The sequence below is a fragment of the Larkinella punicea genome, from assembly GCF_003334855.1.
Classification (GTDB): domain Bacteria; phylum Bacteroidota; class Bacteroidia; order Cytophagales; family Spirosomataceae; genus Larkinella; species Larkinella punicea.
Genome location: NZ_QOWE01000028.1, coordinates 88,797 through 113,500, shown reverse-complemented (window position 1 = coordinate 113,500; position 24,704 = coordinate 88,797). Strand labels below are relative to the sequence as shown.

General features: G+C 50.8%; 15 protein-coding genes. 5 read left to right on the top strand and 10 right to left on the bottom strand.

Features of this window, described 5'->3' with window-relative positions; translation table 11 throughout:
* Positions 1 to 25: 25 nt before the first annotated feature.
* Positions 26 to 1,456, bottom strand: a complete 1,431-nt coding sequence (locus tag DUE52_RS27275) for a glycoside hydrolase family 125 protein (protein ID WP_114409252.1) — start codon at positions 1,454 to 1,456, stop codon at positions 26 to 28.
* A 334-nt stretch (positions 1,457 to 1,790) separates the two neighbouring features.
* Here DUE52_RS27275 and DUE52_RS27270 point away from each other — a divergent pair, with 334 nt between their 5' ends.
* The 4 genes from DUE52_RS27270 (at position 1,791) to DUE52_RS27255 (ending at position 10,465) form a co-directional block, all read left to right on the top strand.
* The gene (locus DUE52_RS27270) at positions 1,791 to 2,126 is read left to right on the top strand and encodes a PadR family transcriptional regulator (protein ID WP_114409251.1); all 336 of its coding nucleotides are present in this window, start codon (positions 1,791 to 1,793) and stop codon (positions 2,124 to 2,126) included.
* 125 nt (positions 2,127 to 2,251) lie between these two features.
* Positions 2,252 to 4,966: an ABC transporter permease gene (locus DUE52_RS27265; RefSeq protein ID WP_229312331.1), complete on the top strand. Its 2,715-nt coding sequence runs from the start codon at positions 2,252 to 2,254 to the stop codon at positions 4,964 to 4,966.
* Positions 4,967 to 5,096: 130 nt separating this feature from the next.
* Positions 5,097 to 7,724 (top strand): ABC transporter permease, encoded by a 2,628-nt coding sequence (locus DUE52_RS27260; RefSeq protein WP_222930332.1) that lies wholly within the window; start codon positions 5,097 to 5,099, stop codon positions 7,722 to 7,724.
* Between the two features lie 128 nt (positions 7,725 to 7,852).
* Positions 7,853 to 10,465, top strand: coding sequence for an ABC transporter permease (locus tag DUE52_RS27255; protein ID WP_222930331.1), 2,613 nt, complete (start codon positions 7,853 to 7,855; stop codon positions 10,463 to 10,465).
* A gap of 16 nt (positions 10,466 to 10,481) precedes the next feature.
* Here DUE52_RS27255 and DUE52_RS27250 read toward each other — a convergent pair whose 3' ends face one another.
* The 9 genes from DUE52_RS27250 to DUE52_RS27210 form a co-directional block, all read right to left on the bottom strand.
* Positions 10,482 to 11,018, bottom strand: a complete 537-nt coding sequence (locus DUE52_RS27250; RefSeq protein WP_114409250.1) for a hypothetical protein — start codon at positions 11,016 to 11,018, stop codon at positions 10,482 to 10,484.
* A gap of 11 nt (positions 11,019 to 11,029) precedes the next feature.
* Entirely contained in the window at positions 11,030 to 11,764 is a 735-nt protein-coding gene (locus tag DUE52_RS27245) for an ImmA/IrrE family metallo-endopeptidase (RefSeq protein ID WP_114409249.1), read from the bottom strand.
* On the bottom strand, positions 11,754 to 12,104 hold the full coding sequence (locus DUE52_RS27240; protein ID WP_114409248.1) for a helix-turn-helix domain-containing protein: 351 nt from the start codon (positions 12,102 to 12,104) through the stop codon (positions 11,754 to 11,756). The genes DUE52_RS27245 and DUE52_RS27240 overlap by 11 nt, the downstream gene beginning before the upstream one ends.
* 187 nt (positions 12,105 to 12,291) lie before the next feature.
* Positions 12,292 to 13,542 (bottom strand): restriction endonuclease subunit S, encoded by a 1,251-nt coding sequence (locus tag DUE52_RS27235; protein ID WP_114409247.1) that lies wholly within the window; start codon positions 13,540 to 13,542, stop codon positions 12,292 to 12,294.
* A 147-nt stretch (positions 13,543 to 13,689) separates the two neighbouring features.
* Positions 13,690 to 15,924, bottom strand: a complete 2,235-nt coding sequence (locus tag DUE52_RS27230; RefSeq protein ID WP_114409246.1) for a type I restriction-modification system subunit M — start codon at positions 15,922 to 15,924, stop codon at positions 13,690 to 13,692.
* 250 nt (positions 15,925 to 16,174) lie between these two features.
* Positions 16,175 to 18,571, bottom strand: a complete 2,397-nt coding sequence (locus DUE52_RS27225) for a mechanosensitive ion channel family protein (RefSeq protein ID WP_114409245.1) — start codon at positions 18,569 to 18,571, stop codon at positions 16,175 to 16,177.
* A 350-nt stretch (positions 18,572 to 18,921) separates the two neighbouring features.
* On the bottom strand, positions 18,922 to 20,289 hold the full coding sequence (locus tag DUE52_RS27220) for an APC family permease (RefSeq protein ID WP_114409244.1): 1,368 nt from the start codon (positions 20,287 to 20,289) through the stop codon (positions 18,922 to 18,924).
* A gap of 3 nt (positions 20,290 to 20,292) precedes the next feature.
* Positions 20,293 to 21,366: a mandelate racemase/muconate lactonizing enzyme family protein gene (locus DUE52_RS27215; protein ID WP_114409243.1), complete on the bottom strand. Its 1,074-nt coding sequence runs from the start codon at positions 21,364 to 21,366 to the stop codon at positions 20,293 to 20,295.
* Complete coding sequence (locus DUE52_RS27210; RefSeq protein WP_114409242.1) at positions 21,356 to 22,426, bottom strand: N-acetyltransferase DgcN family protein; 1,071 nt, start codon at positions 22,424 to 22,426, stop codon at positions 21,356 to 21,358. Before DUE52_RS27210 ends, DUE52_RS27215 begins: the two co-directional genes overlap by 11 nt.
* Before the next feature lie 459 nt (positions 22,427 to 22,885).
* Here DUE52_RS27210 and DUE52_RS27205 point away from each other — a divergent pair, with 459 nt between their 5' ends.
* Positions 22,886 to 24,664, top strand: a complete 1,779-nt coding sequence (locus DUE52_RS27205) for an ABC transporter ATP-binding protein (RefSeq protein WP_114409241.1) — start codon at positions 22,886 to 22,888, stop codon at positions 24,662 to 24,664.
* The last annotated feature ends 40 nt before the right edge of the window (positions 24,665 to 24,704 follow it).

Sequence of the window (24,704 nt, the reverse complement as noted above, 5' to 3'; positions counted from 1 at the left end):
ACAGGGTCTTCGACCGCTGTCAGGGCTATAATACCTTGCCCAGCAATTGCGGTCGTTCATTCACCACTTTCAGAATCAACTCCCCGAACAACGTATTAGACCACGCAAACCATTTGCGGGTGAATTTTGCCGGATCGTCTTTGTCGAAGGACTCGTGCATGAAACCGGTATTGGCGTGGGTCTTTTTCAACTGGCGGAGTTGCGCCAGAATCTCCTGATCGTCGGTGGAAGTGAGCGCCCGCATCGTCAGACTCATGGGCCAGATGTTGTTCACCAGCGTGTGCGGACTGCCGATGCCTTCGGCGGCTTTTCCCCGGAAATAATACGGATTGTCGGCGCTGAGCGAAAACCGGCGGGTGTTTTTATAGAGGGGATCGCTGGCCGAAACCGCTCCCAAATACGGTAATGAGATCAGATTGGGCACATTAGCGTCGTCCTGCAACAAATGATTGCCAAATCCGTCGACTTCCAGGGCATATAGTTTGCCGTATTTCGGATGCGTATAAACGGCGTATTGTTTCAGTGCTTTTTCCACTTCGTCGGCCAGCGCCCGGCACTCGTTCGCAAAAACCGCATCGGGCCTGATTTTATCAATCATCATGGCTACCTGCCGGAGCGATACCACCGCAAACCAGTTGGACGGCACCAGAAACGGGAAAACCGTGGCGTCGTCGGACGGGCGGAAAATGCTGTGGATTAAGCCAACAGGACGCGTCGGGTTGCCGTAGCCGTTGCCCGGAACGGTATCGGTCGACCACGACGTTTCGCGGCCAAACTTGTAGGGGCCTGGTCCGGTTTTGCGCTGCTGTTCGCGGCAGGTTTTCACAACCAGACGCATGGCGTCGGCCCAGTCGGCATCGAAGGGGCTGGTGTCGTTGGTGGTTTGCCAGTAGTGATACGCCAGCCGGATCGTGTAACAAAGTGAATCAAGTTCCCATTTCCGCTCGTGCAAACCCGGTTTCATGGCGGTAATATCTTTTTTCCATTCGCCTTCTTTTTTCGGGTCGGAGTAAAATGCGTTGGCGTAGGGGTCGAGTTTGATGCACTGCGTTTGCCGCCGAATTACGCCCGCAACCAGCTTCCGCAGGGGTTCATCTTCTTTCGTCAACGGCAAATACGGCCACACCTGGGCGGTGCTGTCGCGCAGCCACATGGCGTCGATGTCGCCCGTGATGACGAACGTATCGGGTTTTCCGCCCGCTTCGCTGAACTGAACGGTGGTGTCGAGCGTGTTGGGAAAGCAATTTTCAAAAAGCCAGGCCAGTTCGGGGTCTTTGACGGTTTTCTTCACGCGTTCAATCGCCCGTTCGACGGCGGCACTGGTGAAGTTGCGTTGGTCGGCGGCCACCCGAACCACCGGGAAAGCGGGTTGGCGGGTTGCAAAAACCGGCTGTACGCCCAGCATGATACCGGCACTGACTCCGGCGGATTGTTGGATAAAATGACGACGATTCATAATCGGTTGGCTTATGATGGGAACGCGGATTAAACGGATTGAACAGATTTGAACTGATTAAATAAAATCCGTTTTGATCCGTTCAATCCGTTTAATCCGCGTTCCTATCCCCAAAAGTAGGAAATTAATTGCGTGTTGAAGCCCTTTTTCCACGCGCCACCGAACTGTCCAGATGCGTACAGCCATTGTCCAAAAACGGACAGTACGATTTGTTTCCGGTTTTGAAAACATACTTCTGTTCGCCGGAAATGCACCTTTCTCGGTTTGGCAAAGGATTTGATATACGGAAATAGAAGAAATCAATCAGACTCTTAACCCAACTGGTTTTTGGCTCATGCGACGCAGTGATTTAGGCGAATTTGAAGAAGTGGTTTTACTGGCCGTGGCCGTGCTGGTGCCGAAAGCGTATTCCGTGATGATCGCGGAAGAACTGGAACGGGAAACCGGGCAAAACGTCAGCACCGGGGCGGTTCACGCGGCTCTGCAACGGCTGGAGCAGAAAGGCTACGTAACCTCGGTGCTGGGCGAGGCAACGGCGGAGCGTGGGGGCCGCCGGAAGCGGCTGTTCACCGTTTCGGCGCTGGGCGGCCGGGTGCTGACGGAAGTGCGCTCGGTGCGAAACCGGCTCTGGGATCGCATTGTGCCGCCGACGCTGCTGGAATGGAGCTAGGATACTGAGCAAAAATTGTAAATATCAAATGTAAAATGATGAATGTAAAAGGCTTCTAAAAACCGAAACCGGTGGCAGTAACTTTTACATTTAATATTCATCATTTATTATTTGAAATTAAAAAAATGAAGCCCTCCCAAATCCCAAAACCGAACCGTCGGACCGGAATGCCGGACCACGCGCCCCGCTGGCCTGATCGACTCCTTGCCTGGCTCATTGCTCCTCACCTGCGCGAGGAGGTGCTGGGCGATTTGCACGAGCGGTTTCACCGGCGCGCGGAGCGGCTGGGCGAAGCGCAGGCCCGGCGACGGTATTGGCGCGATCTGCTGGCCTATGTGCGAATTTCGATGATTAAACGACAACCCGCTGACTACCCAACCCCTTTTTTCCTTACGCCCGGTATGCTACGAAATTATCTAAAAATCGCCCTTCGAAATCTGGTCAAGAGCACGGTTTTTTCCGCCATTAACGTGATTGGCCTGGCACTGGGCATGATCTGTTGCCTGTTTATTTTTCTCTGGGTGCAGGATGAAGAGCGCGTCGACAATTTTCATGCGAACGGCAAAAACCTGTATACGGCCTATCAGACTTTTTCAACCCCTGGTAAAGTGGATGGAAAATATGGAACGCCCATGCGGGTGGTGAACCAGCGCGCAGTTTTCTTACTGGAAGATGTCAAATCCGCTGTTCCTGAAGTGCAAAACACCGTCTTTTATGCTACGGGGTATGAACTGCCGTGGGGACATCCCGAAACGTTTCAGACGGGGGAAAAGAAATTCAAACTGGAGGGCTCCCGCGCGAGTCCGGATTTCTTTAAAATCTTCAGCTATCCGCTGCTGGCGGGTCAGGCAGAAACGGCCCTGAACGACATTGGCGGGATTGCCATTTCCCGAAAAATGGCGGAGTTGTTTTTCGGAAGCCCCCGGAATGCACTGGGTAAAAGTCTGCGGTATGAGAACAAACTGGATTTCAGGGTAACGGCGGTTTTTGAAAATCTGCCGGTGCAAAGCTCCCTGAAATTCGATTTTCTGCTTACCTGGGAAGCCCAAAAAAGTAAACTGGAATGGGCTTCCAACGACTTTCGGACGTATGTGCAACTGGCGGAAATGGCGGACCCCAAAACCGTCGAGACGAAAATCAACCGGTTTTTGCAACCCCGGCTGGCCAAGAATACAGGCGTTACAACCCAAATCGGGCTTCAGCCGTTTGGTGAACACTACCTGCACGGCAATTTTGTGAATGGAAAACCCGATGGCGGACGCATCGAATACGTCAGGATTTTTAGTGGTGTCGCCCTATTTATCTTACTCATTGCCTGTATCAATTTCATGAATCTGGCCACGGCCCGTTCCGTCAAGCGGGCCAAAGAAGTAGGCGTTCGGAAAGTGTTAGGCTCAACACGCGGCCACCTGATCGGGCAATTTTTTGGCGAAGCGTTGCTGCTCGCGTTTCTGGCCATGCTGGTCACATTGCTGCTGGTCGTTCTCCTGATGCCCCTCTTTAATGCATTCACGGGCAAACAGATTGCCTCGCCCCTTATCCAACCTTCTTTCTGGGTTTCGCTGCTGGGTCTGACGGTATTCACCGGTCTGATTGCGGGGAGTTACCCGGCGCTCTTTCTGTCTTCGCTGCAACCGGTTCGCATTCTGAAAGGGGTTTTGCGGTTTACGCAAAGCGCCATCTGGTTTCGGCAGGGATTGACGGTTTTTCAGTTCGGACTGGCTATTATTCTCCTGGTGGCCACCATCGTCGTATCCCGGCAGACCCGCTACGTACAGAAGACACACCTGGGATACGATCGCGAAAACCTGCTGTACGTCCGGATTGAAGGTGAACTGATGACGCAGCGCAACTATTTATTATTCAAAGAACAGGTCTCCAGAATGCCGGGCATTGCACTGGTCGACCGCAGCAGCGAAGCTCCGCACGTCATGGGATTTGTGGTGGATGCCAACGACGGCGCGGCCAACACCAGCAATGATGCCATCAATTGGGAAGGCAAGGAGAAGAATGTTTCCGTTGGCTTTAAACCCACGTCCGTTGGCTTCGATTTTGTGAAGCTCATGAACCTGAAAGTGGCCGAAGGTCGCGATTTCTCCCAAGCCAACGCAACCGATTCGACCGATGCGTTCCTGGTGAATGAAGAAGCGGTGAAACAGATGGGGCTGAAAAAGCCCATCGGGAAATGGATCTCCGCCTGGCAAAAAAAGGGGCATATCATTGGTATCCTCAAGGACTATCACACGCACTCGCTGCACGAGCCCATCAAACCGTTGGTGATGGATGTGAAGGAATACGAGTATTTCGGGGTGATCCTCGTGCGCACCGAAGCCGGCAAGACCAAAGAAGCACTGGCCAGTTTGGGAAAAGTGTATAAAGAACTGAATCCGAACTATCCTTTTGCGTATCAATTCATCGATCAGGAATACGAAAAACTGTACCGCAGCGAAGAGGTGATGGCGAAGCTTTCGAATGTATTCGCGGTTTTGGCGATTCTGATTTCCTGTCTCGGTTTGTTGGGTCTGGTCATGTTTTCTACCGAACAGCGTACCAAAGAAATCGGTATTCGGAAAGTGTTGGGCGCTTCGGTAAGCCAGATCATCATGCTCTTCTCCCGGGATTTTCTTCGACTGGTCTGGATTGCTATTCTGATTGCCTCGCCCATCGCCTGGTATGCCATGAATCAGTGGCTACAAAGTTTTGCTTATAAGATTGATATCGCGTGGTGGATTTTTGCCGCATCGGGTTTTGGCGCGTTGGCCGTTACGCTGCTGACTGTCAGTTTTCAAAGCATCAAAACCGCCTTGATGAATCCGGTGAAGTCACTTCGCTCGGAATGAAAAAGAAGGGAATAATAAATGTAAAATGATAAATGCTAAATGTAAAAGTAGGGGCAAGGAAGCCCGTTGAAAGCGTGCGGAGCCACTTTATCATTCAACATTTATTATTCATCATTTGATATTAAACCATATGAATCGAAAACCGTGTCCGCCCCGCTGGCCTGACCGCCTGCTAACCTGGCTCATCGCTCCGCACCTGCGCGAGGAGGTGCTGGGCGATCTGCACGAACGGTTTCACCGACGGGTGGAGCGCCTGGGCGAAGCCAAGGCCCGGCAGCGGTATTGGCGGGACGTGCTGGCGTATCTGCGGCTGTCAAACCTGAAACGAAAACCATCGGCGTATTCTTCACCTTTCTTTCTGAGTCCTGTCATGCTACGAAATTATTTTAAAATCGCGCAACGAAACCTGCTGAAACACAAGGGCTATTCGCTCATTAACATCGGCGGGCTGGCCACGGGCATGGCGGTGGCGATGCTCATTGGCTTGTGGATTTATGATGAGTTGTCCTTCAACAAATACCACCAAAATTACGATCGCATTGCCAAGGTGATGCAAAGTGCGGTCGTGAACGGGGAGTTTGGGGCCGGAGAGTACATGCCCATTCCGTTGGGAAATGAACTTCGCACCGCTTATGCCGATGATTTTACATCCGTGGTGCTGTCTTCCTGGACCCGGGAACATATCCTGGCCTATGGCGATACGAAATTGACGAAAACGGGGAATTTCATGAGTCCGGAAGCTCCCGATCTGTTGACCCTCAAGATGCTTAAAGGAACGCGGGAAGGACTAAACGATCCGTCCTCCATTCTCCTGTCTCAATCCGTTTCTGAAGTGCTTTTTGGCGATGCCGACCCGCTGGGCAAAATCTTGAAGATCGATAATAAACTGAACGTCAAAGTAACCGGTATTTACCAGGATTTACCGCATAACACCGAGTTTCGGGACATGACGTTTATGGCACCCTGGGATTTATACGTTTCGTCGGAGTCGTGGGTGAAGCAAGCGCAGGACAACGCCGACTGGGGGAACAACTCCTGGCAAATTCTGGCTCAGCTTGCAGCGAAATCTGATTTTGAAGCTGTTACGGCAAAAATTAAAAATCTAAGGCTAAAACATGTTCCAGAAACGGCTTATGCGAAGCCGGAAGTTTTTTTGCATCCGATGAGCCGCTGGCATTTGTATACGGGCTGGGACAAATCCGGTAACGTAGAGGGCCGGATTCAATACGTCTGGTTGTTCGGCATCATCGGCGTATTTGTGCTCTTTCTGGCCTGCATCAACTTTATGAATCTCTCGACGGCCCGGTCGGAAAAGCGGGCGAAAGAGGTGGGAATCCGCAAAGCCATTGGCTCCCTCCGAAGCCAACTGATCAGCCAATTTTTTAGCGAATCCCTGCTGGTGGTGGCGATTGCCTTTGTGATCTCGTTGCTGCTGGTGCAGCTCATGTTGCCATTCTTCAACGAGGTGGCCGATAAAAACATTGCGATTCTGTGGGCCAATCCCATTTTCTGGCTATCCGGGATCGGTTTCAGTTTTCTGACCGGCATCCTGGCGGGCAGTTATCCGGCGTTTTACCTGTCGTCGTTCCGCCCCATAAACGTGCTGAAGGGGACTTTTCGGGTAAGCCGGTTTGCTTCCATTCCCCGGAAGGTGCTGGTCGTCGTCCAGTTCACGGTTTCCGTCACGCTGATCATCGGTACGATCATTGTTTTTCGCCAGATCCAGTACGCGAAAAGCCGTCCGATTGGGTATGACCGCAGTGGCCTGATTACGATTACCATGAATACACCGGAATTGTACGGGCGTTACAATGCCTTGCGGAACGAACTCCTGCAAACGGGGGCGGTCCTGGAGATGTCGACCGCTTCGACTCCAGTAACGAATTTGAATTCACGGCTGATCGGGTTTGACTGGGAAGGCAAAGATCCCAATTTGAAGGAGCAGTTTGGGACGGTTGCCGTGACCCATGATTTTGGGAAAACCGTCGGTTGGCAATTCATCGAAGGGCGCGACTTTTCCCGGGCCTTTTCAACCGATTCGTCGGGTATGGTGCTGAACGAAACCGCCATCCGCTACATGGGCCTCAAAGATCCGGTGGGGAAAACGGTCAAATGGAATGGAAAACCGCATCAGATTATCGGCGTTGTCAAAGACCTGGTGATGGGCTCTCCTTTCGAACCCGTTTATCAGACGGTTTTCCTGTTGAGTTATGAGTGGGCCAGTGTGATCAATATCCGGTTAAACCCCAACCAGAGCGCCAGTGAATCGCTGGCTAAGATCGAAACCGTCTTTCGCCAGTTCAACCCCGGTAGTCCGTTCGATTATAAGTTCTCGGATCAGCAGTATGCCCTGAAATTTGCCACCGAAGAACGGATCGGTCGATTGGCTTCGGTGTTCGCCATTCTGGCCATTTTCATCAGTTGCCTGGGCTTGTTCGGGCTGGCGTCGTTCGTGGCCGAGCAGCGCACCAAAGAAATCGGTGTCCGCAAAGTGCTGGGTGCTTCGGTCTTCAACCTCTGGCGGTTATTATCCAAAGACTTTGTCATCCTGGTCGTTATCGCCTTCGGCATTGCTACGCCCATTGCCTGGTATTTCCTACATCACTGGCTGCAAAAATACGACTACCGCACGGAAATCTCCTGGTGGATTTTTGCGGTTTCGGGCGCTGGCGCGTTGGTCATTACGTTGCTGACGGTGAGTTTTCAAAGCATCAAAGCGGCCTTGATGAATCCGGTGAAGTCACTTCGTTCGGAATGAAAATAAGGGAATAATAAATGTAAAATGCTAAAAATCAAATGTAAAAGTATGATTAAGGAAGTACGTTGAAAGCGTGCGGAGCCACTTTAATATTTAGCATTCATCATTTATTATTTAATATTCATTTTATGGAAACCCCAAACCCGCCCCGCTGGCCCGACAAGCTCCTGACCTGGCTCATTGCTCCGCATCTGCGCGAGGAGGTGCTGGGCGACATGCACGAACGGTATTTCCGGCGGGCGGAGCGGCTGGGCGAGACGAAAGCCCGGCGACAGTATTGGTGGGACGTGCTGGCGTATGTCAGGCTATCATTCATCAAACGTAAACCATCCGAGTATCCGAATCCAACTCCTACGGCCATGCTATCCAACCATTTTAAAATTGCTTTCCGCAACCTGATGGGCGGGAAAAGTTTCTCCATCATCAACATCGGCGGATTGGCGGTGGGCATGGCCGGAGCCGCGCTGATTGCCTTGTGGCTCCAGAATGAGATTAGCTTTGACAAATTCCATGAACACAAAAACCGGCTTTATCAGGTCTATGGCCTGACGAACAGCGCAGGTGGAGAACCGGTTGCGATACCGGCCACCTCGCAACCGCTGGCTCCGACCTTGCAACAAAATTACCCGGAAGTAGAAGCCGTTACGCGGGTAAAAGACGTTGACCAGTTTCTGATCCGGGTCGATGATAAAAGCTTCACCGGCATTCAGGGAGCTTTTGCGGACCCTTCTTTCCTGCAACTGTTCAGCTTTCCGTTGGTGGAAGGGTCTAAAAACGCGCAACTCAACGCAATTTCGTCCATTGTCATTACCGAAAAACTCGCCCGGAAACTGTTCGGTACCACCGACGTCCTGCATAAAACCATCCGGCTCGATTCTGTCGATCATTTCGTGGTCACCGGTATTTTAAAGGATTTGCCGCCGAATACGCGCTTTACCTTTGAATACCTGTTACCCTGGGATTATCTGAAAAAATTGGGAAGCGGCTGGAGCAACGAGAGCTGGCTCAGCAACAACACGCCAACGTATGTCTTGCTGAAACCGAATACAAACCCTGCCGCCTTCACGGCAAAAATCAAAGACCTGACGCAGCGGTATGCGGGGCGCCGGGATGTCTGGACGCATTTCCTGTTTCCGCTGAGCCAGTGGCATTTGTATGCTGAATTTGAAAACGGAAAACCGGTGGGTGGGCGCATCGAAACCGTGCGCGTGTTTGGACTGATTGCTGCCTTTATTTTGCTGATTGCCTGCATCAACTTCATGAACCTGAGCACGGCCCGAAGCGAAAAACGGGCCAAAGAAATTGGCGTTCGGAAAGTGGCCGGGGCGGGTCGCGGGTCGTTGATCGGGCAGTTTATTACCGAAGCCTTTCTCACCGCCTGTCTGGCCGGAGCCGTTGCCCTGTTGCTGGTTATGCTGGCCTTGCCGTCGTTCGATATGCTCATCGGCACGCAGCTTTCGATTCCCTACCAGCAGTATTCATTCTGGCTCTGGACTTTTGGCTTTGTGGTTCTCACCAGCTTGCTGGCGGGCAGTTATCCGGCTTTTTATCTTTCCTCCTTCCAGCCAGTCGGAATTTTTACGAAGCAATTCAAAAAAAGCCAGTTGGGTCTGTCGCCCCGGAAAGTGCTGGTGGTGCTCCAGTTTACCTTTGCCATTGTGCTTGTTATCGCCACGATGATTGTCCGCGACCAGATCATTTACGGCCAGGAACGGGACAAAGGTTACGCCAATACCGATCTGATTCAGGTCAGTTTTGTCGGTGATATTGAGAAAAATTACGGGCCGATCAAACAGGAGTTAATCCGTTCGGGGGCTGCGGTTTCTGTCACAAAAACCATGACGGATCTGACGAACGACGGCTGGCGCAGCTGGGGCCTTCGGTGGCCGGGTGAAAATCCGAAAGATACCAACACCGCCATCACGCTCTTCAGTTCGGATGCCGATCTGATCAAAACGGCGGGCATGACGTTGGTCGAGGGGCGGGATATCGATGGTTACCGGTACCCGGCGGATAGCTTCTCCGTGGTGTTGAACGAAACTGCCGTCAAGCTGATGGGCTTTAAAAATCCGATCGGGCAGACGCTTTCAAACCGGGACGAAAAGCGAAGCTGGCGGGTTGTGGGCGTGGTAAAGGATTATATTGTGGGTTCGCCGTATAACCCCATCCCGCCGGTGGTCATTCAGGGGCCGGGGGCCTGGTTCAATACCATGCACATCAAATTTAACCCCGCAAATTCGACGGCGGAAAATCTGGCAAAAGCCGAAGACGCCTTCAAAAAATACAACCCGGCCTATCCCTTCGATTATCAATTCGTCGATCAGGATTATTCCCGGAAATTCGAAAATGAACAGCGTACCAAGACCTTAGCGGGCCTTTTTGCGGCCCTGGCTATTTTTATTTCCTGTCTCGGTTTATTCGGATTAACCTCCTTCACGGTTGAACAATCCCGGAAAGAAATCGGCATCCGGAAGGTGTTGGGAGCCACGGTGAGCCAGATCGTTACCCTCTTATCCACAGACATTCTGAAACTGGTTTTGATGGCCTTTCTGATTGCCACTCCGATTACGTGGTACGCCATGAGCCAGTGGCTTCAGGATTATTCCTACCGCATCCGCATTTCGGGATGGATTTTTGCCGCAGCCGGTCTGCTGGCGTTGGTCATTGCCTTGCTGACCGTCAGTTTTCATACGGTGAAAGCGGCTTTGATGAATCCCGTGAAGAGTTTGAGAAGCGAGTAAGCAGAGACGGATTGTATTACGGAATTTCGATAGCCGATAAATCGCGGCAAGTAAAAGCACTCATTTTTTCAACGGGCAACTTTTGTCCCTTGCTACGAACGGATTGGATAAAGGCATCGCAACGGTTTTCATCAAATAGGCCCGTTGATCGGGCATGGCACAAAAAATCCATCGTAGTCAAGTAGATAATTTTGTGTAGATCGCAGTATCGTTTGATGTCTTTTAGGTTGCTACTGGCCAGAATATCTTTCGTATACTGAGCAACGGCCATACAGGCACTTTCACCTTTGCCTTTAAACAGCATTTTCTGAATATGCAAAAATTCCCGGACGATGGCAGGATTATCGTCTGGGAAAGGCATGATTTCCAGCAATTTCATGTTAACCAGGTTATCCACCTGTGTCTTCTTTTCGCGCCATTGCTCCAACTCATCGTAAACCTTGTCCAGTATGCGAATTGGAATGGGCTTGAATACTTGAGGTAAGGTGAGAATCTCACCGGCGTATATGAAGTGGGAAACGACGTCCGCGTCCAGCAGGATAATCTTACTCATTATCGGTCAAATCAGACTTGTAGCGCATTTATATCGACGCCTAAGTCTTTTAAAAGGGCGTAGTAGTGACTTTCTGAAATTTTCTCTGAATCGAATAATTGCTTGGCTTTCGTTCCATAATCGCCAATGTGCTGCCCTTCATTACCCGATTCGTATAGTTCAGTCGTGAATCCAAACAACGTAGCCGACCGTTTAACGTCCTGTTTGAGTGATTCGCCATACGCCCGGTCAATCAGTTCCATGTCTTCCAATCGACGTAATAATGCTTGGCGTGAACAGGAAAAATACTGCTCAATGGTTAGTATCGTGCTCAGCTTAATCTGATTTTGATCCAACTCATCCAGATTGTTGATCTGCGACAGCACGCCATCGCGTGGAATAAGCAGGTAGGCGGCAAACCAGTCTGCTTTGTATTCTTCAGGGTTTTTATAATCAAACTGCCCCGGTATGCAAACTTGGAAAGTGAAATCTGCCTGGATAAATAAATGATAGAGTTCGTGGCAGATGGTAAAGTGTTGACGCCCCAGCGATTGATTGGTGTTAACCAGCATAAAACGATGCTGGCCCGATTTAATCGCCATACCACAGAACTGATCACTTAAGGGTTTGAACAACGTTTGTACGTTCAGTTTTTGTAACAGACTTTTCAGGCGAATAGGCTCACGGTCGTTTAGGCCGTGAGCCTGTCGAAATTCGCTGGCTCGCTTTTCCAGCAGGAGTTGTGTGCTGTTGTGCTTACGCTTCATGGGCCAGAACATGCTGCATTTTTAGGTAATTGTTCACAACGCGCCGGAACTGGGCGATGCTCACCAAATCCTGCACGGTAAGTTCCTCGGCCCGGAAAGCCAGGGCTACGTTGATTTGCTGTTGGACACTATCCGCTTCTAATAGGTCATAAGCATCGATGCCGAACAGGTCGGCCAGTTTCTGGAGGTGGTCGGTCGAGACGGGTCGGGTACCGGTTTCGTAGTAGCTGATTTGCTCACGGGCAATGCCCAGGTAATCGGCTACGCTGGCCTGCGTAAAACCCAGCCGCTCGCGAAACTGCCGGATATTCTGGCCGACCGTTTCGTGTTGGGTGTTCATAGCGTAAAGATGAGGTTGGGAAGACTGTTACAAAGATAATACTTTTTGTGGTATTACCTGCCTTCTAAAAACAGTCCTTTCGGGATAACTGTTTGTCTGTAAGCTAAAAAAATAAAAATATGCTCTTGTTCATTGTTACACTTAAGAAAAAAAAGTGTCTGTATTTTGATATTGTAACAAAATTGGATTAGCCTAAAATCAATCGTTCAATTTCCCGTTTCGCTGCGGTAAAATCGTGTTGCGCTTGTTGACGGAGGGATTGCGCTTGCTGCTGCCTGGTTGTTATTTCTTGTACAATTTTGATTTGTACAGGAGTAGGGGGCAAGGGGATATACATTTTTTTGAAGAATTCAGGAGGGACCCGTTGATGGCCTGCCGATCCGCCAAAAGTCAATTTTGCGTTTTGACGGAAAAAATTAGCATGAAAGAAGGCATGAAGATAATCTATATTAAGATTATCGGATTTTGGCCTAAAAACATGGAATTCAGTAGAGCCATAGCCAAATTGGTTCGTCAAATTGCGAGCTACGCCCGTTTTGCCGTTCTCCATACAAGGAGTAATTTTGGCTACTAAAAGATCATTTTCAGCGAATGTAGTGTACCCTTTACTGTCAGCAGCTATACGATTTAATGATGTATCTATAGAGCCATCTTCGCTAACGTTTTCCATGGGTATAAATGTCACCTCATCGGCATCTTGCAACCCTTTGAATTTAGTAGCTGGATTAATTTGAGCAAAATCGCGAAGTCGTCTGGACGGATATTTAGACCCTTTGAATTCAGTAATTACTTTCTGGAAAGTCGGATCATACCGCCCACCTGATAACTGCCGCCACGACGTTTTGAACATCCGGTTTTCGGTGGTATTATCCAGGTCCGGGGGCAACTTGATGCCTAACTCGCTCAATAAATACTCGTCAATGCTGTCGAGTAAAATTTGCGCTTGGGTTTCCTGTTGGCGTTTTTGGATAACAGCCTTTGTTAATACATCAACAATAATAGGATCAAAAACTATTGGTATCGATCGTAATGCAGGATAATCTAAGGCAGGGCGTGTGCCTCCCGTTGATCGGCGCGAAGCTAGTTTTTCTCCTACATCCGAATTTAAGTAAGCAGCTAATATCTCACTGGTTCTATAGTTTTCCGTTTTTGAGACAACAATATGCTGGTTAATATTACCACTAAAGTTAGTGGGAGCAACTGCCGAAACAGCCATACGCCCTACGCCCGTAATTTTTGTCAACAAATCGCCACCGCTTACCTGACTACGCTTCAAATATTCAGTATGTGTAAAATCATTGATGTATTTCAGTTCATCAGTAACTAATTCGGAGGTTTCTTTTAAATTTTGAACGCGAATAAATGGTATTCCTCCAGTCGCTTTTGTCGAATAAAACTTTTCCTCTTCTGCCTTTGCAGGTGTGGCACCGCTTGCCATACGCCGGATAAAATGTCTAAGAGGTACTGCGCCCCTTGCCCAAACTTTTTTCTCTAAAGCAACTAGTTCAGGGATATAATAGGTCCCAACGCCCCACCAATTCGCCCCGATTCAACAAAAACAGTTTGTTTTCGTCTAAACCGGGGCTTAGGCGAAAAAACGGTCTCGCCCGCTGTCGATGTCAGCAATAAACCCTTTAAGCTCCTCCGCAATGGTATCGAGTTCGTTCACTCCGGTTTTGCGGCCCGTGGCGTCGTAGCCGATCTGCTCGGCGATGGCCATGAAAATGGGATAGTTGGCAACGTCGCGCGCGAGTTCGGCCTGGTATTCGTCCTGAAGGTTTTCTTTCAGTTCTGTAATGCGTTCGCTGTGTTCTTTCGTGATCTCCGCTTTCCAGGCCCGGTATTCCTCCGTTTTTTCGATGAGTTTGCGGTTTGGACCGCCAAGCGGCTGTTTGGCTTTGTCAAATAAACCGGGATCAATGGCTTGTCCTTTCAGATTCTTCAGGTTTTCTTCGCTCTCCCAGTTAATGAGCGACGCGTCGAATCCCTGATGGTTTTTCATGATGCGGTCGCGCTCGGCTTCCAGTTTTGCAATGGCCTGGCTGTAGTCCGGCTTCTCCCAAAGGCGGTTTTGTAGTTTTTGCTTGGCGTGCTGAATGTGTTCGGTTTGCTTTTCGGTTAGTTTTTGTAGGAACAATACCGAGCTTTTTACGCCGGCGTCGGTGGCTTTGAACGCATCCTGTGGCAGCGAGATCACGGCCACAATGCGGTAATGTTCCTCCATCCAGTCGCGTACATACTGCGCGCTGCTGTTGGTCAGTACGCCATCGGGCACCACCACAGCCAGCCTGCCACCCGGTTTCAAAAACCGCCAGCATTGTTCGATAAACAGCACCTCGGTACTTTGGCTGTCGCGCGGACCCAACTGACTGATGTTTTTCTGCTTGCGGTCGATCCAGCTCACGTCTTTAATACCCAGCCGGTAGTTTTTCAAATAAGCCTGTTCAGTCTGTTTTACAGAGGAACCAAAAGGTGGGTTGGTAATGATGTAGTCGAAACTGTTGTATTTGAATCCTTTGTTACCGGTTTTTCCGATGATTTCCTGGTCCGACTGTAAGCCGTCGAAACTAATGACGTTGGTGTGGCCGTCGTCGTGGATGATCATATTCATTTTGGCCGTTCGGGCAATGCTCTCCGAAATCTCGATGCCGTATAGGTTCTTCTCGGCGAAATCGTGCCAATGGTTGTAATGCTGTACACTCTCTTTTTTAAAGTATCCTTCCTCAGCCATGTGGTTGGCTTGTGCGCGCACTTTGTCCAGCGCGTAGAGCAGGAAACCCCCACTTCCACAACTCGTGTCGAGCACCCGCGATTCATTGCGGATGGGCAGCACTTTTACAATAAAATCGACCACTTCGCGGGGCGTAAAATACTGCCCGAAGTCACCCCGGAAAAAAGAACCCAGGAAGGTTTCAAACGCCCGGCCTTTGCTGTCCAGGTCGGTATCGCCGATGTTGAGCTTCGCCAGGTAACCCACAATGGTGCGGAGTTCAGACGCGGTTAGCCGAATTGGCTCCCGAAACACTTCAGGGTCTTTTAACCGGCCTTCCTCATAGATGGCCCGTACCCGCTTGAGTAGAAAATCTGGATCTTCTTTGGTAAATTCCTGAAAATCGTACGGTTCTCCTTTCTTGCGAGCCCTTTTTTCATCCCACAGTTTGCAAAAAATAAGTTTGTCGAGTTCATCAAATGCTTCTGAAGGATTGCGTTTGCCACCCGCCCAAAGGGCCTGGTGGGCTTGTGAGAATACGCGCGTCAGTTCATCCTGGGCAACGATTTCCAGATCAAACGCGGGTCGCCCATCTTCATCGACGGCCCGTTTGTAGTATTTTGCCCGGCTGAGTTTACTTTGTCCGAAGCGGGGAATAGCCGCAATGATGTTATCAATGCGTTCTCCCGCCGGGAAATTACCAACATCGTAATATTTCGATTTTAGTCCTGACGTAACCCAAAGATAATCACCCCGTAAGGAGTGGGTGTAGCCGAATCCCTGTTCAATAGCCTGAACAAATTCGGCTTCAGAAACCGTTTCTTTTTTACACTCGACCACGATGTAGGGCGATTTCCTTGCGTCATCTTTATAGACGACAAGATCGGCGTGGATAGATGGAATACGAGCCGGAACCGTAACCTCAACATCGATATGCTGGGGTTTGTACTCGTATTGAAGGATCAGTTGAAGGTAGGTTTCGGCCCGAACTTTTTCTTCCGGGTTTGTAAACGATTTTTTTACATCAGGAATAACGTAGGTAATGTATTTACGCTCCTCGGAATCGAATTTAATGTATTTTTTAGCTAGACCTTCCTGAATCACATCCATTGTAAACGTGGTATAAATGGGTGTAAAGCTGCTAAGATTAGCGGTGAAATCAAACTCTGAAGACCACGATTATTTCCGGCTCTACCAGTAGATTTCGGCTGCATCGGTCGCGGGCGCGTTGGCAATCACGCTGCTGACCGTGAGCTTCCAGAGCATCAAAGCCGCGTTGATGAATTCGATGAAGGGTTTACGGAGTGAGTGACAGAATACTAAATCGTCCTAATCCGTACAATCCGCGTTCCTGTCAACGTTACATCATCTTAATCCCCGCTTCTTTAAACCGCCGGTACAGATTCAACAAAATTTCACTCCGAAACTGATCTTCTTTGTTGACCGAATTGATCCAGACCCGCACTTTTAACTCGATGGCATCGTTCGTGATCGTGGACAATAAAATTTCGGGTTGCTGGCGTTTAACGGCGTTCGGATGTTTCGTTATTTCTTCTTTAATCAATGCTTTCAGCGTGCTTAACTCGTGTTCCGCATCGGCTTTAATCGTCAGCTCGATTCGTTTGGCTTTGTGATTGATCGTCCAGTTGATAACCTGCCCCGACAGCAGATCGCCGTTGGGAATGATCACTTCAGAACCTTCTGTCGTCAGCAGGCGGCTGGAGCGAATCCCGATGGTTTTCACGCGTCCTTTTTTGTTGGTAATCTCAATAAAATCACCGATCTGGAACGGTTTATCGAAGATCAGGATGATACCGGAAACCAGGTTGTTGACAATGTTCTGAAGCCCCAAACCGATCCCGACACCCAACGCACCGACGATCACCGTTACCTTGTCCAGCCCGATGCCGGAAGCCAGAATGGCGAACAGAAAACCGCCGATGAGCATGAAAAGCCGGATCATCACCAGCCGCGAATCGGCATTGCTGATGTTTCCGCCGATTTCGTCGTCGGTTTCCCCGAAAAAATACCCGATGTATTTCCGCAGCGCACCGGAAAGGTAAAGTACCAGAAAAAACAACACGATGTTTCCCCACGTAAAGCTCGTGCTGCCAACGCTTCGCTCCGTTCCTAAAAAATGGGCAAGGAACTGATAAACTGCATTGTAGATGTAGAGATTATTGGTGAAAATGATCAGCCAGGCGACCACGGCAAGGGCGCTCATCATGCGGTGCAACCCGATTTCCAGTTTGGCGTAATTAAACCGGGCGGCAATGCCTTCGGTGAGTTTTCCACGCATGACCTGAAGCGCAAAGGCTTCGTTGATAATCTGAATCAGTGTAAAAAGGCCAACGGCCTGCGTCAACCCATAAATGGCGGCTGTAGAGAATATTTTCGCCAAACTCATTCGTCCAAAAATGTTGCAGAATATGGCCAGTATATTCAGGATAATATACAGAATGGAAACCTGTTTGATAAAACCGGTAAGCGATAATGTTTTGCGGATTCGGAACAGAAACAGAAACCCGAAGACGACCGATATGGCGTTGAGAACCAGGAGCCAAAGCCGGAAGGTGATGCCCGGATCGATGATCGACGTCCGGGTGATAATGACCAGAATATAGAGCGTAACAATGCCCAGCCAGTTGAGGAAAAGCTGCCGGGGCCAGCTTCGGAAAAACAAGCCGGTAAGGGCCAATAAAAGAATAAACTGCGTCAGTTCGACGTAAACCGCCGGGGGGCGAAGATCGAAAAAAGGAGCTAAATTAAAGACGACAACCAGCACCGGAAAAATGGGAATGGCGCGGAGGTATTTAATTTTTAATTCTTTCTGAACTTCCTGCTGTTTTCCGTGGCGTTTAATAATTGAAAAACTCCGGAATATCCAGGCAAAAAAGGCCGATCCAATTAGCAACATATAAAGTCCGTTGCCCGCACTTCGATCAAAATAATACGCCAGCATATCCCGCTGTCCTTCGTAAGAACGCTTGATCAAATTATCCAGGTGATCGTCGGAACCTTCGCTTTTGGGAATGGCCCAGATAAAATCGGTTTCCTTGCCGGTAATTTTGACATTAAACTCCCGAATGCGCTCATTGACGACATTGGTTAATTCGGCGGTTTCGAAAAAACCGTCGGAAACCGCGGCCTGAAGTTTATTGATGCGGGTCAGGTTTTTATTGGTCGATTCACTCGCGTCGATCCACTGTTGCCGTAATTCTTTCAGCGAGTTAAAATACAAGGCCCGGTACGAACTGTCGGCGGGGAGAACCAGCACCGAATCCCGCGCCAGCGAAATCAACTGCCCGTTCATGCCCGACAACTGTTTTTCATGCCCGGAAAGCGTTTCCCGCCAGACTTTGAGCTGCGTTTGCATGTCCTCGAGCAGCACCTGAAACATGAGCATGTTTTTCATGTCATGCACCTTTTGGTACAGCGTCAGATTGGTCCGAATCGTTTTGATGTACGACTGAACTTCCGGTAGGTTATTCTCGATTTGCCAGGTGCTGAATCCCCGCCGGGTGCGGTTGTTGATGTCATTCAGGGCCGTATGCCCTTTTTCAAGCCGGGCAATGATGCTATCGACTGGAATACCGGGTTGGGAGATCACGGGCAGGCTGTCTACCGCGTTGTTTTCGGCGGTTTTCTGGGCATACAGCGCAGATGTTAAAAGTAGAAAGACGGCTATCAGGCTACTGAAAATCAGGCGGTTTTTAATGCTGCATTGGTCTATTGAGTGGATTTTATTCCCAATCATTCTGCTACCGGTTTTATTCAAATCAAGCTCCTCATTCGTTGTGTCGCTTTAAATGAATACTACCGAAATTCGATAATTGTTATGATTTGGGGTGGCTTTGGCCACCAGCGGCCCGCATTCGGCTTCTTTTGACAAGTCCTTTTGGGCGCTCATTATCCCTTTTCGGCTACACGGGAAAAGGAGTTTCTGATTATTTTATTCAGACCGTTTGAAAACTGAGCCAGCATCCTGAAATCGGGTTTGAAATTTGGATGGGAACACGGATTGGACGGATGGAACGGATCAGAACAGATTCTATTTCTGTGTAAATCCGTTTCATCCGTCCAATCCGTGTTCCCATCTGCGCGGGCCTAGAGTTTTCCCGGTTTCTGCCGATACCAAAACCCGTAAAACGGAATCCCTGTAGCAATCAGTCCCAGGCCCATCAAGGCTTCTCGGGGCTGTTCGATGAGGGTGATAACCACCAGCGTCAGACAGAAAAGACAGAAAACGACTGGCAAAACCGGATAGCCAATGACGCGGTAGGGGCGGGGCAAATCGGGCTGTGATCGCCGGAGCAGCAGGACGCCGAATGCCGTTGAACCGTAGAAAATGAACGAAGCAAAAACCAGCATATCCGTCAACTGGTCGAATGTGCCGGACCAGACCAGCACCACGGCTAGAATGCCCTGCCAGACAATGGAAACCGAGGGCGACTGAAACCGGGGGTGAATCCGGGCTACGGTACTGAAAAACAGACCATCGCGCGCCATTGCATAATACAGCCGGGCTGACGTCAGGATGGAACTGTTGGTGGCGTTGAAGGTCGTACACAAAATCAGAACAGATACCAGCGTGGCCCCGGTCGAGCCACTGACCCGCCGAATGACTTCGACGGCGGCAATGCGGCCGGGCGTCTGGTTGAGCGCGATCAACTCCTCAATCGGCAATACGTAGACGTACATGACGTTCAGGAGCAGGTACAGGCCCACGACGAACAAGGTGCCGAGTCCGAGGGCCAACGGCAGATTCCGCTGCGGATTTTTGATCTCTTCGCCCAGAAAAGCAATGTTGTTCCAGCCGTCGTAGCCCCAGAAAGCACCCAGCGACGCGATGAAAAGGGCTTTGACCAGAACCATCCCTTCAATGGCCCCGCCGTCAAACGCCGGACTATTCCGGCTCAGGTTGTCGAAGCTACCCAGCGGAGAGCTGAATCCCGCGATGGTGATGCCGACAATGGTGAGCAGAATGACGCACATCAGCACCCAACTGATGCCGCCCGCAAACCGGATGCCGCGGTAACTGGCCAGACTGAGAAGGACAATCAGCGCGGAAGCGATTCCTTTGGTCCAGAAACCGGCTCCGTCGTCCAGCACCAGCAAACCGACCAGCGACTGGGCAAAAATGTGCGCCAACGCAGAAATAGCCGCTGTTTTGACCACCGTGAAATTGCTCCAGCCGTAAATAAAAGCAAAAAAGCGGTTATAGACTTTCTGGTAATAGATGTATTCGCCCCCCGAATTCGGAAACATGCCGGCCATTTCGGCGTTGGTCAGCGCACCGGCCAGACTCACCAGCCCGGCCAGCAGCCAGCAGAGCAGAATCAGGCCGGGCGATTGCAGGGCGTCGGCCATCGGAGCGATTTTCTTGAAAACACCCGATCCCACCATGACGCTGATCACCAGCACAATAGCCGTGGGCAAGCTCAGTACCCGCGCCAATTTAGGGGCTGGTTTCATCGGTTACAGGGTTAAGTCGGTGAGTCCCAAACCGGGCAATCCGGTGGGTCGCATCAGGCCATTTTCAATGATAAAACCGCCTTTGACAACGTCTTCGGCGAGGTCCAGGCTGCCGTCCAGATCGAGGTAGCGGGTATGTGGACAGGCAAACGCTGTGTGCAAAGCGGCCGCAATGCTGACAATACTCTCGTCGTTGCAACCCCAAAACAGCTCAATCTGGCTCAGACGCGCCACCGTCGCAATGTCGAACGCGCCCCGAATGCCCCCGCACTTCATGAGTTTGATGTTAAAAATCCCGAACGGTTGTGGTTCCTGCGCCAGTTTCAGAGCGGCCTCACCCCCTTTCAGCGACTCATCGGCGGCCAGGCGCTGACGAAGAGGCAACGGCAGTGAGCGGAGTTCTTCCTCCGTTCCCACCGGCAACGGTTGCTCGATGAGTTCAACGTTGGCGTCGTCGGTCTGTCCGATAAACTGAATCAACTGATCGACGGTATACCCCTGATTGGCATCGACGCGCAGCACGATGTCGGGGCCAAACTGTTCCCGAAGTTTCCGGATTCGTCCGATGTCTTCGGCGACGTCGAGCCCCGTTTTTACTTTCAACACCCGGAAACCCTGCTGAATATACTCGCGGGCGGCTTCCAGCGTTTCGGCAATCGGCATGATCCCAATCGTGATGGAAGTGGGCAATGCTGTGATTTTTTGCCCGTACAGTTCGACAACCGGAATGCCCAGAAACTGCCCGAGGGCATCGTGGAGGGCAATGTCGAAAGCCGCCAGCGTGCCGGGTAGATTCGGAAACTGCTGCCCGGCTTCGTCGATCAACTGAAACGCATGGCGAATGTCACGACCCACAAACCGGGTGATGCCGTCACTTTGCAAATTGGCAAATGTTTGATCCGGCGATTCGCCGACCACTTCCGGCGAGGGGTTGGCGGCTCCAACGCCGATGATGCCGTTGGCTAATTCGACGGTCAGAAAGATGTTCTCAACGGCCGAAATCGTCTGATAGGCAATCGTATACGGTTTCGTGAGTGCCAGATCCCGGCGGTAGGCCCGGATGGATTTAATCTGCATGATGAACGGTTTTTTCAACGAGTTGACGGATGATCGGAACCACCGGAGCCAGGCCTTCCTGGAGGGGCAGCAACACCGGAATGCCCAGTCGTTCGGTGTATTCCTGCTGAAACTGTTTGGCCTCTTCCAGCGTGCAGTCTTCCGTGTTTAGCGCCAGCGCCAGCACCTCCGATCCGAACTTTTGAATGATTTCGATTTCCGATTCTACCGACGGGATTTCGCCCCAATGTTCATCATAATCAAAATACCTGCGTTTGGGCGCGTGCATCAGGACAACGTGTTTGGCATGGCCCGAAACCATAAATTCCAGTCCACACGGGCCGCTGGGGTTTCGCAACGACGATTGCCCTTCAATCAGCAACACCTCGGCGCCGGTTTCCTGCCAGCACGACACGAGGGCGTGTTCAATTTCGCCGGAAATGAAATCGTTGAGTGTCGAGTCGAAAATAAAACCGTATTTCCCACCCTGCAGCCAGCCGGTCTGGCCGGTATAAATCATTTGCGCATTGAGTCCGGCGGCCTGGCAGGCCTGGGTCAGCAGCCGGGTGGTGGTTCGCTTGCCCATCGCGCAGTCCATGCCCAGCACGGCAATGATGGGGGCGGTAATCTTGAAAACATCGCCCGACCAGAAATGTAGTTCGGCGCGGGATTTGGGTTTCCGAATATCGATTAGGTTGGCATGGTGTTCAGTCGCCAGTGCCACCAGTTCAGGTCGGTCGTTCAGCAAATCATGGAGGCCGTTGACGACCGACAACCCATTTTTCAGGCACGTTTTGATCAACGCCAGAATCTCTTCCGGCAAAACACCGCCGACGGTAGCGACGCCCACAATGCCGCATTGCACCGGCCCAACGGCGGCCAGAGCCTCCTCGAGCGAAGCAAAAACCGGTATTTGACGGGGTTTGCCATCCAGCACCTCACCCGCGTCGCGTCCGGCAGTCGGTGGGTCAATCACACCGGCGATGGTGTAGCGTTCGCTGTCCCGAATGAGTCCGTGGGCGGTTTTTGCATCCGGTGAGGCCAGCAATCCATTGGTTAAAAGTAAAGCACGATCTTTCATTATCTCTTTTAGGCGTACAGTTCAGCAAATAAAGCGTATTCTGATTAATCAGTATGAAAATTTCAAAAAGGACGAGTTTTTCATGAAAAAATAGCAATTAAGTCCATTTTTATCTCCTATTCGTTCCGTGGCTGGTTCAGAAATCCAACCGAACAAAACCACCGGTTTTCGAGTCTACTTACCAACCAGCCTGAAAGGCTGTGATCATTAGCCCCGGGTGATACCCGGGGGTTTGGGAGATACGGGTTTTTAAAAATTACGCGGGTTTTTCGGGAATCACCCGGGGTTCGGGAAACCTCCGGGGATTTCGGGGAATCATCCGGTGTTTGGGGTGTGGATGATAATGATCACATCCGGTGTTTGCGGATTGGTGACCATACACCCGGCGTTCCCCGGGCGATGCCCGGGGCTAGTGATTGCAGCCTTTCAGGCTGGTATGAATTTTAGATGTGAGCGTTTATGGGTATTCTGTGGACATATTTGAAACCGCACCGGTGGATGGTGGGTTTGTCGCTGCTGCTGGCGGGTGTCAGCCAGATTCTGATGATGATCGATCCGTTGATTTTTGGAAAGATCATCGACGAATATGCAACCAAGCCGGCGGTTCGGCCTGAAAATGAGCTGGTGAAAGGCGTTTTGTTCTGGCTGGCGGTTGCCGTCGGCATTGCCACGCTGGCGCGGCTGGCCAAATCGTTTCAGGAATATTTCATGCGGCTGGTTGTGCAACGGTTTGGTACGCAGGTGTTTAACGACGGTCTGAAACAAACGCTGCGGTTGTCTTTTCAGGAATTCGAGGAGCAGCGGAGTGGCGAAACCGTGGCGCTGTTGCAGAAAGTGCGAACCGATACCGAGAAGTTCATCAATGCCTTCATCAACATCCTGTTTTCGTCCATCGTCGGCATGGGTTTTCTGATCTGGTATGCCATCACCAAACACTGGGCGCTGATTCCCATTTTTGTCATCGGGATTCTGGTGTTGGGTGGTTTGACCGGACTGCTCAGCAAGAAAATCAAAACCGTTCAGAAGGCCGTCAACCGGCAAACCGTGAAGCTGGCCGGGGCCATCACCGAATCCCTGCGCAACATCGAACTGGTGCGGAGTCTGGGGCTGACATTTCCGGAAATCCGGCGGCTCAAGCAATACACCCAACGGATTTACGACCTTGAAATGGAAAAAACCAAACAGGTTCGGACGCTGTCATTCCTGCAGGGAACCACCCTGAATGTGCTAAGACAGTCGATTTTGTTTGCCTTGTTGTGGCTCATATTTCGGGATGTGCTGACCACCGGCGAACTGATTTCGATGCAGTTCATCTCCACGGCTATTTTCGCGCCCTTGCAGGATTTAGGCAACATCATCCTGTCGTACCGCGAAGCCGAATCGTCGCTGGGACTTTTCGACAACCTGATGCACAAATCCGTCGAACGGCGGCCCGACGACTCCATCGACTTTGGCGTTCTGGAACACCTGCGGTTCGACAACGTCGTTTTTCGCCACCAAACCGCTAAGCAGAACGCGATGGACGGCATTTCGTTCCGGGTTGGCATGGGCGAAACCTTGGCTTTCGTAGGGCCTTCGGGTTCGGGAAAATCGACGCTGGTGAAGCTGCTGCTGGGGTTGTATAAACCGGTTTCTGGCGAAATTTACTTCAATGATGTGCCGGCGAGTCAGATTCGCTACAACCCGATGCGCCGGCAAATCGGCTTTGTAACGCAGGATACGCAACTGTTTGCCGGTACGATCAAGGAAAATATGCTGTTCGTGAAACCGGATGCCACCGACGACGACATTCGGGAAGCGCTCCACAAAGCCTCCTGCGATCAACTCATTGCCCGCTCCGAAAAGGGCATTCAGACGGTTTTGGGCGAGGGCGGTATGAAACTGTCGGGGGGTGAAAAACAGCGGATTTCCATTGCCCGCGCCCTGATCCGGCATCCCCGGCTGCTGATTTTTGACGAAGCCACCTCGGCACTGGATTCGCTGACGGAGGAAGCCATTTCCGACACCGTCCGCAGCATTTCGGCCCGGCGCGAACAGATCACTATTCTGATTGCCCACCGCCTTTCGACCATCATGCACGCCGATACGATTATTGTGCTGGAAAAAGGGAAAATTGCCGAAACCGGCTCCCATGCCGAACTACTCGAACAAAAAGGCTTGTATTACGCGATGTGGCGGCAACAAATCGGCGAACGTCGGCAGGAAACACCGGTGGTTGGTGAGGCACTAATCAATTAAAAAAAGGAATTTCAAATGTAAAATGATGAATGCTAAATGA